This window comes from Bradyrhizobium sp. HKCCYLS20291 (assembly GCF_051167715.1).
In the GTDB taxonomy this organism is placed as follows: domain Bacteria; phylum Pseudomonadota; class Alphaproteobacteria; order Rhizobiales; family Xanthobacteraceae; genus Bradyrhizobium.
Genome location: NZ_JBNPTO010000002.1, coordinates 203,455 through 219,166, shown reverse-complemented (window position 1 = coordinate 219,166; position 15,712 = coordinate 203,455). Strand labels below are relative to the sequence as shown.

The 15,712-nt window shown below is 66.5% G+C and carries 12 protein-coding genes; 11 read left to right on the top strand and 1 reads right to left on the bottom strand.

The annotated features are described in order from the left end of the window. Positions 1–252: 252 nt before the first annotated feature. The 11 genes from ACQR07_RS05050 (at position 253) to ACQR07_RS05000 (ending at position 14,472) form a co-directional block, all read left to right on the top strand. Entirely contained in the window at positions 253–1,254 is a 1,002-nt protein-coding gene (locus tag ACQR07_RS05050; protein ID WP_434901242.1) for a Gfo/Idh/MocA family protein, read from the top strand. A gap of 51 nt (positions 1,255–1,305) precedes the next feature. Further along, positions 1,306–2,457, top strand: a complete 1,152-nt coding sequence (locus ACQR07_RS05045; protein ID WP_434901241.1) for a DegT/DnrJ/EryC1/StrS family aminotransferase — start codon at positions 1,306–1,308, stop codon at positions 2,455–2,457. 1,380 nt (positions 2,458–3,837) lie between these two features. Continuing rightward, complete coding sequence (locus ACQR07_RS05040; protein ID WP_434901240.1) at positions 3,838–4,194, top strand: hypothetical protein; 357 nt, start codon at positions 3,838–3,840, stop codon at positions 4,192–4,194. A 448-nt stretch (positions 4,195–4,642) separates the two neighbouring features. After that, positions 4,643–6,172, top strand: a complete 1,530-nt coding sequence (gene murJ / locus ACQR07_RS05035) for a murein biosynthesis integral membrane protein MurJ (protein ID WP_434901239.1) — start codon at positions 4,643–4,645, stop codon at positions 6,170–6,172. 146 nt (positions 6,173–6,318) lie between these two features. Continuing rightward, positions 6,319–6,675 carry a DUF2946 family protein gene (locus ACQR07_RS05030; RefSeq protein ID WP_434901238.1) on the top strand — a complete coding sequence of 119 codons (357 nt, stop codon included), beginning with the start codon at positions 6,319–6,321 and terminating at the stop codon, positions 6,673–6,675. Positions 6,676–6,717: 42 nt separating this feature from the next. Next, the gene (locus tag ACQR07_RS05025; RefSeq protein ID WP_434901237.1) at positions 6,718–8,892 is read left to right on the top strand and encodes a TonB-dependent receptor family protein; all 2,175 of its coding nucleotides are present in this window, start codon (positions 6,718–6,720) and stop codon (positions 8,890–8,892) included. 10 nt (positions 8,893–8,902) lie between these two features. Then, positions 8,903–9,325, top strand: a complete 423-nt coding sequence (locus ACQR07_RS05020) for a copper uptake system-associated protein (RefSeq protein ID WP_434901236.1) — start codon at positions 8,903–8,905, stop codon at positions 9,323–9,325. Positions 9,326–9,338: 13 nt separating this feature from the next. After that, the gene (locus tag ACQR07_RS05015) at positions 9,339–10,313 is read left to right on the top strand and encodes a DUF1775 domain-containing protein (protein ID WP_434901235.1); all 975 of its coding nucleotides are present in this window, start codon (positions 9,339–9,341) and stop codon (positions 10,311–10,313) included. Positions 10,314–10,526: 213 nt separating this feature from the next. Then, positions 10,527–12,836: a xanthine dehydrogenase family protein molybdopterin-binding subunit gene (locus ACQR07_RS05010; protein WP_434901234.1), complete on the top strand. Its 2,310-nt coding sequence runs from the start codon at positions 10,527–10,529 to the stop codon at positions 12,834–12,836. A 128-nt stretch (positions 12,837–12,964) separates the two neighbouring features. Then, positions 12,965–13,414, top strand: coding sequence for a c-type cytochrome (locus ACQR07_RS05005; protein ID WP_434901233.1), 450 nt, complete (start codon positions 12,965–12,967; stop codon positions 13,412–13,414). Positions 13,415–13,551: 137 nt separating this feature from the next. Further along, positions 13,552–14,472, top strand: coding sequence for a c-type cytochrome (locus tag ACQR07_RS05000; protein ID WP_434901232.1), 921 nt, complete (start codon positions 13,552–13,554; stop codon positions 14,470–14,472). Between the two features lie 28 nt (positions 14,473–14,500). On the opposite strand, the gene ACQR07_RS04995 is transcribed toward ACQR07_RS05000, so the two are convergent. After that, entirely contained in the window at positions 14,501–15,661 is a 1,161-nt protein-coding gene (locus ACQR07_RS04995; protein ID WP_434901750.1) for an ABC transporter substrate-binding protein, read from the bottom strand. Between the last annotated feature and the right edge of the window lie 51 nt (positions 15,662–15,712).

The window sequence follows — 15,712 nt, the reverse complement described above, 5'->3', positions numbered from 1 at the left end:
CGCGCTGCGCGCCGCCAACCCTGTCGCGGTGCGTGAGGAGGACGCCTGCCACACGCGAAGGGCTCCGCGCAGCCTATTCAAAACACTCCGCTTTTTCCCGGGGCCGAATGTAACTTTCTGAATCAAATCGTGTCCTGAAAAGGGTTTACGCATTCGCCTCGCTTCAACCAGCATGCTAGGAGAGCTTCGCCGGCTGATTTGCAGTTCGTTAACTGTTGCGGCCATTCCGGGGCATTGATGGGGTCGAGCGACATGAGTTCCAAGGGGGCGGGCCACAAGGCCGAGCTGAGGCAGGCGCTGCGGGTCGGCGTGATCGGAGCCGGCGTGATGGGCAGCAATCATGCCCGCGTGCTCGCAGGTCTTCCCGACGTCCATCTCGTCGGCGTGGTCGATCCGCTTCCTGCTCATCGCAGCCGCGTCACCGAGCTTGCGAACTGCCCGACCTTCGAGAGCCTCGATCAGCTCGCCGCTGAAGGTGTCGATGCCGTCACCATCGCGGCGCCGACCCATCTGCACCATGAGCTCGCGCTCGCCTGCATCGCCCGCAAGGTTCATCTGCTCGTCGAGAAGCCGATCGCCTCCACGGTGGACGAGGGCCGGGAGATCGTCGCGGCCGCGCATCGCGCCGGTGTCACCCTGATGATCGGCCATGTCGAGCGCTTCAATCCGGCGGTCGCCGCGATCAAGAAGGCGATCGCCGGCGAGGACCTCCTGTCGATCGCGATCACCCGCGTCGGCCCGTTCCCGCCGCGCATGTCCAATGTCGGCGTCGTCATCGATCTCGCCGTGCACGACATCGATCTCATCCGCTGGTTCACCGAGTCCGACATCATCGAGGTGCAGCCGCAGCTGTCGAGCGCGGTGGCCGAGCGCGAGGACATCGCGCTCCTGCAGTTCCGCACGGCCTCCGGCGTGCTCGCCCACATCAACACCAACTGGCTGACGCCGTTCAAGGCGCGCAACGTCACGGTGGCGACGCGCGGCAAGTACATCATGGGCGATCTCCTGACGCGCCAGGTCACCGAATGCTTCGGCTTCAAGCCGGACGGCAGCTACTCGATGCGGCATCTGCCGGTCGGCCATGACGAGCCGCTGCGCGCCGAGCTGATCGCCTTCCTGCACGCCGTGCGCTCGGGCACCTCGCCGGCCGTCACCGGCGACGAGGGCGTCGCGAGTCTCGCGATCGCCACTCAGTGCCTGGAGACCTCGAGCCATCGCCCGGCCGAGGCGGCCAAGCTCCGCGCGGCGGGCTAACCGGCTCGTCATCCGCTCCATCCTGTCCGTTCCGAACAAGTGTCAGAGCTCATGAACCAGCACCTGCGTCATCAGCCCATTCCGTTCATCGACACCGCCGCGCAGCGCCAGCGGCTCGGCAAGTCGCTCGATGACGCGGTTGCCCGCGTGCTCCAGCATTGCCAATTCCTCGGAGGCCCCGAGCTGATCCAGCTCGAGAAGGAGCTGGCCGAGTTCTGCGGCGCCAAATATGCCGTGAGCTGCTCCAGCGGCACCGACGCGCTGCTGATGGTGCTGATGGCCCAGGGCATCGGCCCGGGCGACGCGGTGCTGTGCCCGTCCTTCACCTTCTGCGCGACCGGCGAAGCTGTCGCGCTGACCGGCGCCACGCCTGTCTTCGTCGACGTGCTGGAGGACACCTTCAACATCGATCCGGCCTCGCTCCGCCGCGGCATCGCCACCGCCAAGCGGCTCGGCCTGAAGCCGAAGGCGGTGATCCCCGTCGATCTGTTCGGCCAGGCCGCCGACCATGATGCGGTCGCCGCGATCGCCGCGGACGAGGGCCTGTTCGTGCTCGACGACGCAGCCCAAGGCTTTGGCGCCAGCTACAAGGGCCGCCGCATCGGCACCTTTGGTCTCGCGACCGCCACCAGCTTCTATCCCGCCAAGCCGCTCGGCTGCTTCGGCGACGGCGGCGCCATCCTCACCGACGATGCCGGTCTGCTGGAGCGCCTGCGCAGCGTGCGCGCGCATGGCGGCGGCAGCGACAAATACGACAACGTCCGCCTCGGCCTCACCGCGCGGCTCGACACCATCCAGGCCGCCGTGCTGCTCCAGAAGCTCAGCATCTTCGAGGACGAGATCGCCGCGCGCAACAAGGTTGCCGAGCGCTACACCGCGGCGCTGGCCGACGTCGTGAAGGTGCCGCGCCTCGCCGAGGGCTGCACCTCGGTGTGGGCGCAATACACCATCCGCCTGCCCGCGGGTGTCGACCGCGACACCTTCGCCGCCGCGCTGAAGGCGCAGGGCATCCCCACCATGGTGTACTATCCGAAGTCGATGCACCAGCAGACCGCCTACCGCATCTTCCCCAGCGCCGATGGCGGCCTTCCGGTCAGCGAGCAGCTCTCCGCTGACGTCATCAGCCTGCCGATGCACGCCTATCTCGACGAGGCGACGCAGGTGCGGATCATCGACGTCGTGCGCGGCGCGCTGGCGGCTTAAGGGTTCACGCATCGCTCAGCCGACCGCTGACCTGGGCTCGGCTCCTCATCCGGCCGCGCTCTCGCCACGACGAAAGCGCGGCTAAGAGTGATCTGTCGCACCGGCGGCCACACACACCGCTGTCGTCCCGGCGAACGCCGGGACCCATACCCCCAGGGAGCGGTTTGAGGCAGGCTGGTGATTGGCCCTTTGCCCAACAATTCCGCCGCGGCGTATGGATCCCGGATCGGCGCCACGCCGCGCTTCGCGCGCCGTGGCTTGTCCGGGACGACAGCGGTGGGTGAGGCGCGATCACCTATCAAACAGCTCAACTCCGTAGGGTGGGCAAAGGCGCGCCCATCCGAGCGCTTTTTTGGCCGACCCATCCCGCGCCGTGCCCACCATTCCCACCGCTGGCGCGGATGCGCGGTGGGCACGCGACCGCCCTGCGGGCGGCTGCTTTGCCCACCCTACGGCCGCTTCCATTCTGCTTCACATCTCAAACAGCAATCGACATGACGACGCAGTCTCGCGGCATGCATTGCCCGAGGCTTGCGATCAGTTCGTCCCTCGCAAGCAAGTGCAGAGGGCGCAGGGAATGCCGGGTGAAGGCCTCACCCATGGCCCGCCTGCTAACAAAATGCAGGCGGCAGGTACCACAGGTGCAGCCGACCATCCGGCATTCCCTGCGCGACGGGTTGACGGCTGCTTCGCGATCTCCCCGGTGCGCCGGCTCGTTGGCCACCGTCATCCACGCCGTGCATCAGCAGCGGCGCAAACTTGACCTCAGCGTCGGGAGGCCAGGACCACGCGACTTGACCGTCCGCAAGCGCCCGTTCGTCCGCACGCCCCGAAGGACATGCTGCGAGCTCTCGCGGCCATCGCATCCCCGCCTCGCGTGTCGTGACGATCGCGCGCTACGCCCCTTCTGCATGAGGCGGGATGGCGAGAGACAATCATGCTTTCGGCAAAAGCGCAAGATAGTTATTTTTATCGGAATTCCGACGGCGTGCTGATGCTGTCCTTCTGGGCTCGGCGCCGCCCATGAGGGGAGGGGACAGGGCGGATTGGCGGAGCGTAATCTGCCGCTATGCTAGCCTCGATATCGCGCACGCTATCGAAGGGTTTGCATTGGGCCGAGCTGCTTAGCTGGTAGCTCCAGACACCATTGTCGTCCCGGCGAACGCCGGGACCCATACCGCGTGATGTACGTAGCGGGCAGGCGGCCCGTTCCGCGCGCCCCATCGACTGCACGGAGTATGGATCCCGGATCGGCGCCCGCCGGCGCTTCGCGCCAGCAGGCTTGTCCGGGATGACGACGCTGCTAGATGTTGGTCTTGATCGCGGCGGATTACGCTCCGCTAATCCGCCCTACGGACTATGATTTGCAGCGAGGTCCCCATGCCGAAGAAAATGACGACGAAGCTGCTCGACGCGTTCGCGGATCAGTCATGGTCCTACGAAACTTTCTCGCCTGACGGCCGATTGCATCTGGTCTGTCCGCATTGTCGCGCGGTCGTTCTGCTGTTCGAGAACCTCTCCCCGGGGGAAAGGAGCGAGATCGCGCGCCTGCGGCGTTCAGATCGAATGGAAGCAATAGCGCTGCTCATGCGCCTGTCGGGATGTGATCTGCGCCAAGCCAAGGCAAACGTCATGCACCTTCGGGACGCCGGCTCGCGTTGTCACGTATGCGAGCATGACGTTCCGCGAGGGGCCTTGCTTTGCAGTCGGTGCATGTCGGTGAACTTGGATTGGTGACGCCGCTCAGATCAGCAAGCACATCGCGCGGAAGGGCGTGGCGGAGTCCGGCGTCATGGAAATGATACTGCGCACCAACATGCAGATTTGGCGACGTCCACATGGCGTCCTCCGTCGGGCTGCGGGCAGCTCCGAATAACACCGTCGTCCCTGCGAACGCAGGGACCCATACCGCGTGATGTCGGGAACGGGCAGGCGGCACGTCCCGCGCGCGTCACCGACGGCACGGGGTATGGGGCCCGGATCGGCGCCCGCCGACGCGTTGCGTCGGCAGGCTTGTCCGGGACGACGGCGGAGTGTGAAAATGCGCGGCTCCCTCCGGTCGACACCGTGCCGGCTGAGCTTCCAAGCAGGCGAGGCGGCGGAGGGGCGCCACAGTTCGGCCTCAAGTGGCCGGGCGACACGTTCCCCGCTTCAAACCCGCCCCCCAATCCTCTACAAGCCCCCCATGCTCGGACGTATCTTCACCGTCGGCGGCTATACGCTGCTGTCGCGCCTCACTGGTTTTGCCCGCGATATCATGCTGGCGGCGATTCTTGGCGCCGGGCCGGTTGCGGATGCGTTCTTCATTGCGTTCCGGCTGCCGAATCATTTCCGGGCGATCTTCGCGGAGGGCGCGTTCAATGCGGCGTTCGTGCCGGCCTATGCGCATGTTCATGGCGAGAAGGGGCCGGCCTCGGCGGGGCTGTTTGCCGACCGCATCTTTACGCTGCTGCTGGCCTCGCAAATCGTGCTGCTGATGCTCGCCTGGGTGTTCATGCCGCAGGCGATGACGATCCTGGCGCCGGGCTTCACCGACGATCCGGGGCAGCGCGAGCTGGCGATCACGCTGACGCGGATCACGTTCCCGTATCTGCTGCTGATCACCCTGGTGACGCTGTATGGCGGCATGCTCAACGTGATGCAGCGCTTCGCCAGCGCCGCGGCCGCGTCGATCTTCCTCAACATCGCGATGATGGCGACCTTGGCGGTGGCGGTGTTCTTTCCGACCGCCGGCCATGCCGCGGCCTGGGGCGTGCTGATCTCCGGCTTCCTGCAGTATTTCCTGCTGGCCGGCGATCTCGCCCGCCTTGGCGGCCTGCCGCGGTTCGCGCCGCTCAAACTCGACGACGACATTCGCGCCTTCTTCAAGGCGCTGGGGCCGGCGACGCTGGGCTCGATGGGCACGCAGGTCGCGATGTTCGCCGACACCATCATCGCGACGTTTCTCCCTGCCGGCGCCATCTCGGCGCTGTATTACGCCGACCGCCTCAACCAACTGCCGATCGGCGTGATCGGCATCGCCATCGGCACGGTGCTGCTGCCGGAGATGTCGCGGCGCCTGACGGCCAACGACCATGACGGCGCCATGGAGCAGCAGCGCCGCGCTTTCGAGTTCACGCTGTTGTTCTCGGTGCCGTTCGTCGCCGCCTTCCTCGCCGTGCCCGACGTGATCACGCGCGCCATGTTCGCGCGCGGCGCCTTCACCAAGGGCGACGCCGCCGCCGCTGGTGCAACGCTCGCGGCCTATGCCGTGGGACTGATTCCGTTCGTGATGATTCGCAGCGCCGTCTCGACCTTCTATGCGCGCAAGGACACGGCGACGCCGGTCAAGGCGTCGCTGACCGGGCTCACCGTCAACGTCGTGCTGAAGGTGCTGCTGATGGGCTCGCTGGCACAGGTCGGCCTCGCCTTGGCGACGGCTGTCGGCGCCTGGATCAATCTGCTGCTCGTGCTCGGCTTTGCCGTCCACAAGGGCTATCTCCGCTTCGATCGCCGGCTCACTTTGTCGCTCGTGAAGTTCGCCGGCACCGGCGTGCTGCTCGCGGCTGCGCTGTGGGGGACGGCTTACGTCGCCGCACCGTATCTCGCGACGCTCGGCCGCGCGCAGGACGAGGCCACGCTCGGCGTTCTGATCGTGGTTGGGGCGGTGATCTATGCCGCTGCGATTCTCCTGCTGTTCGGCCCGCGTTGGCTCAAGGCGCTGATGCGGCGCTAAGAGGCCGCATTCTGAACGCGTCACCTGCGCGCGAACTGATCGGACATGCGCGTGCGCCTGTTGCGCCTTGCGCCTGCGTGGCGCGGCTAATATGGTCCGCCGGGGGAGAGATCGGCGTGAGACGACGGCGGCACAGTGCAGGGTGGATGAGGAGGGCGGTCAGCATCGCGGCCGCCTATCTGATCGCACTGCAGGTGGTGCTCGCCGGAGCGATGTCCGCGCAGATGGCGGCCGCGGCTGCCAGCGATCTCGGCATCATCTGTACCGAGTTGGATGGTGGCGCGTCGCACGGCACCAACGCGCCGGGCTCGGCTGGTCTGCACAAGGACTTCTGTGCCGTCTGTGCCTTTGCCGCCCATGCCGCGCCGGTGCCGCCACCGGCCGGCGAACTGCTGCTGCGCACGGCCAGCGAGCTGCGCCTCGCCAGCTTCGCGATCTGGGCTGCGCGCGATACCCGCCTCCGTGAGCCGCGACTGTCGCAAGGACCTCCTGCGAACGCCTGACGCACGTTTTTCGTCCGGTTTCGTTCGTTCAGAGGTTTCATCATGTCCCGTTCCGTAACCGCGCTGTGCGCGGCGACGTGCCTCGTCACGTTGTCTTCTCCCTGTTTCTCCCAGGCCCGACAGCCATCCAATCTGCCGATGGTCACGGTCGACCCGGCCAAGCCCACGGCGTCCCGGCCGGCCAAGCCCAGTCAGGATCAGTCGGCGGGCAGGGCGCGCGCCGCCCGATCGAGGCCCGCGGCGCAGACTGCCGCCGCGGCCCCCGCAGGCCCGGCACCCAGCCTGACGGCGCCGAACACCCAGGTCGCCACGCAGCGCATCCAGCAGACGCCGGGTGCGGTGGCCGTGGTGCCCGATACAGCGTTCAAGACCACGCCGGCACAGACCATCAAGGATGTGCTGGACTACGTGCCTGGCGTGTTCGCCCAGCCGAAATGGGGCGACGATACCAGGCTGTCGATTCGCGGCTCCGGCCTGTCGCGCAACTTTCATCTGCGCGGCACCCAGCTCTATCTCGACGGCATCCCGATCAACACCGCCGACGGCTATGGCGACTTCCAGGAGATCGACCCGACCGCCTATCGCTATGTCGAGGTCTACAAGGGCGCCAATGCGCTACGCTATGGCGCCAATTCGCTCGGCGGCGCCGTCAACTTCGTCACGCCGACCGGGCGCGATGCGTCGGTGTTCGACGGCCGGCTCGACGGCGGTGCGTTCGGCTTCCTGCGCGGTGCGGCCTCATCCGGCGGCGCCTATGGTGCGGCCGATTATTTCGTGACCGGCTCGGCGTCGCGCGTCGACGGTTATCGAGATCACAGCTGGGGACAGTCCGAGCGCGGCAGCGCCAATGTCGGCTATCAGGTCTCGCCGGATTTCGAGACCCGCTTCTACCTGAATGCCAATTCGGTGCGGCAGCGCATTCCGGGCGAGGTCAGCAAGACCAGCGCGCTCAACTCGCCGCAGACCGCGGCGGCGAACAATGTGCTCAACGACTGGCAGCGCAACATCGACACCGTCCGGGTCGCCAACAAGTCGACGCTGCATCTCGACAACACCGACATCGAGTTCGGGATGTTCGCCGTCGACCGGCATTTGATGCATCCGATCTTCCAGTGGCTCGACTACCGCTACCACGATTACGGCGGCTTCGTGCGCGCGGTCGATGACCGCGAGATCGGCGGACATCGCAACCGCTTCACCGTCGGGCTCAACATCCAGAACGGCACGACGGATGCGGACAATTTCGTCAACACCGGCGGCAACAAGGGGCAGCAACTGTCCTCGCTGCTGCAGACGCCCGAGAACTATACTCTTTATGCCGAGAATGCCTGGTATGTGGTGCCGAGCGTGTCGCTGATCGCCGGCGCGCAGTTCCTGCATGCGGTGCGTGATCAGCAGCTGAAGTCCCTCAGCTTGAATGGCGACGTCGCCGGCCGCGCCACCTACGACCTGTTCAGCCCCAAGGTCGGCGTGCTCTGGGACGTCGATCCGGCCTGGCAGGTGTTCGCCAACGTCTCGCGCAGCGGCGAGGCGCCGAGCTTCGGCGAGGGCAATGGTGCAGCGACGCGCTTCTACGATATCAAGGCGCAGACCGCGACCACCTACGAGATCGGCACCCGCGGGAGGCGGCCCGACGTCACCTGGGACTTCGCGCTCTACCACGCCGACATCCGCAACGAGCTGCAGTGCTTCTTCTCGTCGTTCGGCAATTGCAACGTCACCAACGCCGACAAGACCATGCACCAGGGCGTCGAGGCCGGTCTCGGCGTCAGCCTGCTTAAGGGGCTCGCCGTCAACAGCGATACGCCCGACCGCGTCTGGCTCAACCTCGCCTACACCTACAACGACTTCCGCTACGCCAACGATGCGACCTGGGGCAACAACCGCCTGCCGGGCGCGCCGCCGCACGTCCTGCGCGCCGAGCTGCTCTACAAGCATCCGAGCGGTGTTGCGTTCGGGCCGAACATCGAATGGGTGCCGCAGTCCTATTTCGTCGACAGCGCCAACACGCTGTCCACCGACCCCTATCTGCTGTGGGGCCTGAAGGCGACCTATGACGACGGCAAGCACTTCTCGGCCTATCTCGAGGGCCGCAACCTCGCCAACAAGGCCTATATCGCGACGACCAGCATCATCGATCGCGCGACGCCGACGTCGACCTTGTTCAACCCGGGCAACGGCCGCGGCGTCTATGCCGGCCTGCGCTACAAGCTGTGAGGAGCGCGCGATGCTGAAACGCTTCATGATCGTGGCGGCGGTCTTCGCCGCAACGCCGGCCCGCGCGGGCGCCGCCGACGATGCGGTCCGCGACGTGCTGATGCAGGCCTTCGACAAGCCGGAAGCCCGTCTCGTCGTCGATCCCATCGTCATCTCCGGCACGCATGCCATCGCCGATTGGACGCAAGGGCCGCATGGCGGCCGCGCGCTGCTGCGGCAGGGCAACAAGGGGTGGGTCCTGATCCTGTGCGCAGGCGACGGCATCAAGGATCCGAAGGCGCTGCAGCTCGCGGGCCTGTCGGCGACCGAGGCCTCCGAGCTCACCGCACGGCTCGCCGCGCGTGAGCAGTCGTTGTCGGCTGAGCAACTCGCCCTGTTGTCGTCGTTCGAAGGCATCGTCCGGATGGACGCGCCCGCATCCGGAACCAAGTGAAAGGAAGCCGGTCATGAAATTCGCATCGTTTGGTCTGGCCGTTTTCGCGGCTGCCGTGTTTGGCGCCCAGGCCAGCGCCCATGTCGTGCTCGACAAATCCGAGGCGCGCATCGGCAAGTCCTACAAGGCCGTGCTCGCCGTGCCGCATGGCTGCGAGGGCGCGGCGACCGTGCGCCTCACCGTGCAGGTTCCTGAAGGCCTGATCGCGATCAAGCCGATGCCGAAGCCGGGCTGGGCCATCGAGGTCAAGAAGGGTGCCTACGCGCGCGCCTATGACTTCATGCATGGCACCAAGCTCAGCGAAGGCGTCAAGGAGATCAGCTGGAGCGGCCGGCTGGAGGACGGCTTCTACGACGAGTTCAACTTCACCGGCTTCGTCGCCGATTCGTTCAAGAGTGGCGACGTGCTGCCGATCCCCGCGATCCAGGACTGCGAGAAGGGCGTCACGAAATGGGTCGAGACGGCGGCGCCCGGCCAGGATCCGCATGCGCTGAAATATCCCGCGCCGCTGTTGCGCCTGACCGCGGCCGAGCCGCCGCGCGGGGCGGCCAGCGGAGTGGCCAAGGGTGACATCGTCGTCTCAGGAGGCTGGAGCCGCGCCACGCCCGGCGGCGCCAAGGTCGGCGCCGGCTATTTTGCCATCACCAATACGGGTCGCGAGCCGGACCGGCTGGTCGCGGCCAGCGCCGACATCGCCGAGACGGTCGAGATCCACGATATGTCGAACCGCGACGGCGTGATGGTGATGCGGCCGCTCGAGGAGGGGCTCGCGATCCCTGCGGGACGATCGGTCGCGCTGACCTCCGGCGGCCTTCACCTGATGCTCACCGGCCTCAAGGCGCCGCTGGTCGAGGGCAAGTCGGTCGCGGTGACGCTGCAGTTCGAGCGGGCCGGCAAGATGGCGGTGCTGCTCGACGTGCTCAGCGTCGGCGCCCAGGCGCCGGGCGGGCAGCAGGGCGCCGCGAGCGCGGAGCATGCGAATCATTGACGGCCAAATGCGGTGAGGGACCTCGGCGCCGGACAGCGCGCCGGGGGCTCCTTGATTGCAATGCAGCATGACGCGATCCCGCGTTGGCCGCGCGTTGACCCGAGCAGAGTTGACCGATCGTGTTCCGCTGCGGCGGATATGGCGTTTGCGCGTTGCCGCGATCCACTGCAATATGGCGCCAATAGTCGACAATGCAGTGGGAAGTGAAACCAGATGGCAGCTCCAATCAAGTTCGGCATGGGTCAGAGCGTTCTCCGCAAAGAGGATGACGCGCTCATTCGCGGCAAGGGCCGCTACACCGACGATCTCGCGCCATCGTCCGCGCTGCACGCGCTGGTGCTGCGCTCGCCGCATGCCCACGCCAGGTTCACGCTCGATGCCACCCAGGCGCGGCTTTCCGCCGGCGTGGCGTTGATCCTGACGGCCGAGGACACGGCCGAACTCGGCGGGCTGCCGTGCCTGTTCAACCTCGAGACGGATCCGTTCACGGCGCCGCCGTACCCGATCCTGGCCAAGGACGAGGTGCGTCACGTCGGCGATGCCATCGCCTTCGTGGTGGCCGATACGCTCGATCATGCCCGTGACGCGCTGGAGGCGATCAAGGTCGAGTGGACGATCCTGCCGGCGGTCACCGGTGTCGTGAATGCGGTCAAGCCGGGTGCGCCGCAGGTGTGGGCCGAGCACAAGGACAACGTCCTGTTCGACGTCTCGATCGGCGACAAGGCCGCGGTCGAAGCCGCCTTCGCCAAGGCCCACGCGGTCGCCGAGATCCGCATCGTCAATCCGCGCGTCGTCGCGAGCTTCATGGAGACGCGCGCCGCCGTCTGCGAATACGACACCAAGCGCGACCATCTGACGCTGACGGCGGGCAGCCAGGGCAGCCACCGCCTGCGCGACATCCTGTGCCAGAACGTGCTGAACATGCCGGTCGAGAAGATGCGGGTGATCTGCCCGGATGTCGGCGGCGGCTTCGGCACGAAGCTGTTTCCCTACCGGGAGTACGCGCTGCTCGCGGTCGCCGCCAAGCGCCTGCGCAAGTCGGTGCGCTGGGCTGCCGATCGCTCCGAGCACTTCATGGGTGATGCGCAGGGCCGCGACAACGTGACCACGGCGCGGATGGCGCTCACGGAGGACGGCAAGTTCTTAGGCATGGACGCCGACCTGATGGGCGACATGGGCGCCTATCTCTCGACCTTCGCGCCCTACATCCCGCATGGCGGCGCCGGCATGCTGCCGGGCCTCTACGACATCCAGGCCTTCCACTGCCGCGTGCGCACGATCTTCACCCACACCGTGCCGGTCGATGCCTATCGCGGCGCCGGCCGTCCCGAGGCGGCCTATGTCATCGAGCGTCTCGTCGATGCCTGCGCGCGCAAGCTCGACATGTCGGTCGATGCCATCCGGCGCAAGAATTTCATCGCGCCGCGCGCGCTGCCCTACAAGACCGCGACCGGCAAGGTCTATGATTCCGGCGATTTCAACGCGCACCTCAAGCGCGCGATGGAGATCGCCGAGTGGAAGGAGTTTCCGAAGCGCGCCAAGGCCGCCAAGAAGCACGGGCTGGTGCGCGGCATCGGACTCGCGAGCTATGTCGAGGTCTGCGGCACCATGGGCGAGGAGACCGCCAATGTGCGGCTCGACCCGAATGGCGACGTCACCATCCTGATCGGCACGCAGTCGAGCGGGCAGGGCCATCAGACCGCCTATGCGCAGATCGTCGCCGAGCAGTTCGGGCTGCCGCCGGAGCGCGTCCACATCCACCAGGGCGACACGGCGGAGGTCGCGACCGGTCTGGGCACCGGCGGCTCGGCGTCGATTCCCTCGGGCGGCGTCAGCGTGCAGCGCGCCACCCATGAGCTCGGCGACAAGCTGAAGCAGATCGCCGCGGAAGCGCTCGAGGCCGGACTCGGCGATCTCGAGATCGCCGACGGCGTGATCCGCGTCGCCGGCACCGACCGCGCGATCACCTTTGCCGATCTCGCCAAGCGCCCCGGCACAGATCCCGCCAAGCTCAATGGCAGCGCCACCTTTGCCAGCGCCGACGGCACCTATCCGAACGGCACCCACGTCGCCGAGATCGAGCTCGATCCGGCGACCGGCATCATCAAGATCGTCAACTACGTGATCGTCGACGACTTTGGTGTGACGCTCAATCCGCTGCTGCTGGCCGGCCAGGTGCATGGTGGCGCGGTGCAGGGCATCGGTCAGGCGCTGATGGAGCAGGTGGTCTACAGCCACTCCGACGCGCAGCTCGTGACCGGCAGCTACATGGACTACGCGCTGCCGCGCGCCGCGGATGCGCCTTCCTTTACCTTCGAGACCCACAACGTGCCGTGCAAGACCAACCCGATGGGCGTCAAGGGCGCCGGCGAAGCGGGCGCGATCGGCTCATGTCCGGCGGTGGTCAATGCGATCGTCGAAGCGCTGTGGCGTGAGTACAAGATCGATCATATCGACATGCCGGCGACCCCCGAGCGGGTCTGGATCGCGATCCGGGAGCAGCACCGCCGTCATAGTCTCTGAGTATTCTTCACCGAACACTCTCCGATATCCGCCTCAATTCCGGAATAACCCGCGGGTTGAGGGGTTGACCGAACATATCAACTCGTCCAGGTGGGCTGGGCGAATTGTGACAACAAAGGAGCGAATTGATGAAGCGGACTGTCGTGGCGGTCGCAGCTTTGCTGCTAGGGGCCGGCGCCGTGATGGCACAGGATAATCTGGTCAAGCAGAGCCAGGACATCATGAAGAACAACGCCAAGAACCTTGGCGGTGTCCTGATCGCCATGGTGAAGGGCGAGAAGCCGTATGACCAGGCCGCCGTCAATGCCGCTCTGGTGGTGCTCGAAGATACCGCCAAGAAGCTGCCGACGATGTACCCGGCGAGCATGAAGGGCGCGAAGTTCGAGGGCGACTACAGCGCCTCGCCGAAGATCTGGGAAGACCATGCCGGCTTCCAGGCCAAGATCGACAGCTTTGCCAAGGTGGTCACCGAGGCCAAGGGCAAGATCAAGGATCTCGACAGCCTGAAGACGGTCGCGCCGGCGATCGGCAAGGAATGCGGCGGCTGCCACGAGACCTTCCGTCTCAAGAACAGCTGATCTGACGCAGGTTTGAGAGGGGGCGGACGCGGCAACGCGTTCGCCCCCTTTGTTTGTCCGGCGCCGCCGTCCTATGGTGGCGGCGAGTCCCGCAGCAGTTCAGCCAATCGCATCCTTCCCGCCGTGACGGAGCCTCCATGCTAAGACGCCTCCTGCTTGCCCTTTGTGTGCTCGGCGTCGCGGGCCTCGCGGTATTCTGGTGGCTGACGCAGCCGTCGACGATCACGCTCGCCGCGGCGGCGCGGGCGCCCGATCTCGCCAATGGCAAGGAGATGTTCAACATCGGCGGCTGCTCGTCCTGCCATGCGGTGCCGAACCAGGAGGACCGGCTGAAGCTCGGCGGCGGCCTGCCGCTGACGTCCCCGTTTGGCACGTTCTACGCGCCCAACATCTCGCCCGATCCCACCGATGGCATCGGGCGCTGGAGCGAGGCCGAGTTCGTCAATGCGGTCGTCAAGGGCGTCTCGCCGGGCGGCAGCCACTACTACCCTGCGTTCCCCTATACCTCCTATGCCGGCGCCAAGCTCGACGACGTCAGGGATCTCTTCGCCTACATGAAGACGCTGCCGTCGGTCACCGGCGCCTCGCGGGCGCACGACCTACCGTTCCCGTTCAACATCCGTCGCACCGTCGGTGTCTGGAAGCTGCTGTTCTTCGCCGACAAGCCGTTCGTTGCCGAGGCACAGCGCTCGGCGGAATGGAATCGCGGCGCCTATCTGGTGAACACGTTCGGCCATTGCGCCGAGTGCCACAGCCCGCGCAACCCGCTCGGCGGCATCAAGACGGCGCAGCGCTTCGCCGGCGGACCCGATCCGGAAGGTCACGGCTTTGTGCCGAACATCACCCAGAAGGGCCTCGCCGACTGGAGCGAGAGCGACATCAGCTATTTCCTGGAGACGGGCCAATTGCCCGACGGCGACAGCGCCGGCGGCTCGATGGCGCGGGTGATCCGCAACACCTCGCAGCTCACGGCCGACGATCGCAAGGCGATGGCGGTCTATCTCAAATCGCTGCCGCCGGTCGAAGGTCCGCCGAAGCCCAAGAAGCCGGCGAGTTGAACTTGCAGAGCTGAGCCGGCGGGCTGAACTACATCGGCTTGAAGCTGCCGTCGCCCTGGATCACCGTCAGCGACACTGGCGGCGGGTTGTCCTTGCGCGCATTGCCGAAGCTGACGATCAGGCCGCCGAGGTCGAACTGGCCGACATCGTTGATGATCCGCAACAGCTCGGCGCGCGTCGGATTGGGTCCGGTCATCGCCAGAGCCCGCGCGACCACGCGGCCGGTGATGTAGCCCTCCAGCCCGATGAAGTCAGGCGTCTGCGTCGGATCGAGCGCCTTCATCGCCGCCTGGTAGTCGGAGACGACGCGGCGGTCGGTGTCCCATGGGAACGGCACCACCTCGGAGACGATCACGCCGCGGCCCTCAGAGCCGAGCTCCTTGGCGAGCGCATTGCCGCCGACGAACGACACGGCCGAGAACGTCGGGTTGAAGCCTGAGCGATGCGACATCTTGATGAACTCGGCGCACGGGCCATAGGTGCCGACCAGGATGACCGCCTCCGGCTCGGCGCGCCGGATCACCTTCAGCGCCGCGCCGACGGCGCGGGTGTTGCGCTCGAAGGTGCCCTCGGCCGCAAGCTCCAAGCCGCGGCGATCGAGATAGGTCTTGACCCCGGCCAGCACGTCGCGGCCGAACGCGTCGTCCTGATAGAAGATCGCGATCCGCGTCAGGCGAAGCTCTTCGGTGAGATGCTTGATCGCAGCCTCGGCCTCGGCCGCGTAGCTCGCGCGGATGTTCACGACGTTCTGGAAGTCCGGCGTGCGCAGGTATTCGGCGCCCGACACCGGGCCGATGAAGGGGACGTCATTCGAGGCTGCGATCGGCGCGGTCGCGATCGAGGTTGGCGTCCCGACGGCGCCGATCAATGCGAAGACCTTGTCCTCGTAGATCAGCTTGATGGTCTCGACCACCGAGCGATCCGGATCGTAGCCGTCATTGCGGCTCGCCAGCTTCAGCCGCCGGCCATAGACGCCGCCTCGCGCATTGAGCTCGTTGAAGGCCGCAAGCAGGCCCTGCCGCGCTGCCTGGCCGAGCGCCGCCGACGGTCCTTCCAACGCCGCGACCTGTCCGAACAGGATCTGGTCGTTGGTCACGCCGAACTCGTCGGCATCAGCGGCTATCGGCTGCAGCACGCCTGCGAGGAGGAGGAGGGCGAGGAAACTACGGAGATGTGAGAGCCACGTCATTGCGGTGTTCAGGGAGTGGGACTGCATGATCATGCTGCAGTCTAACCGCTG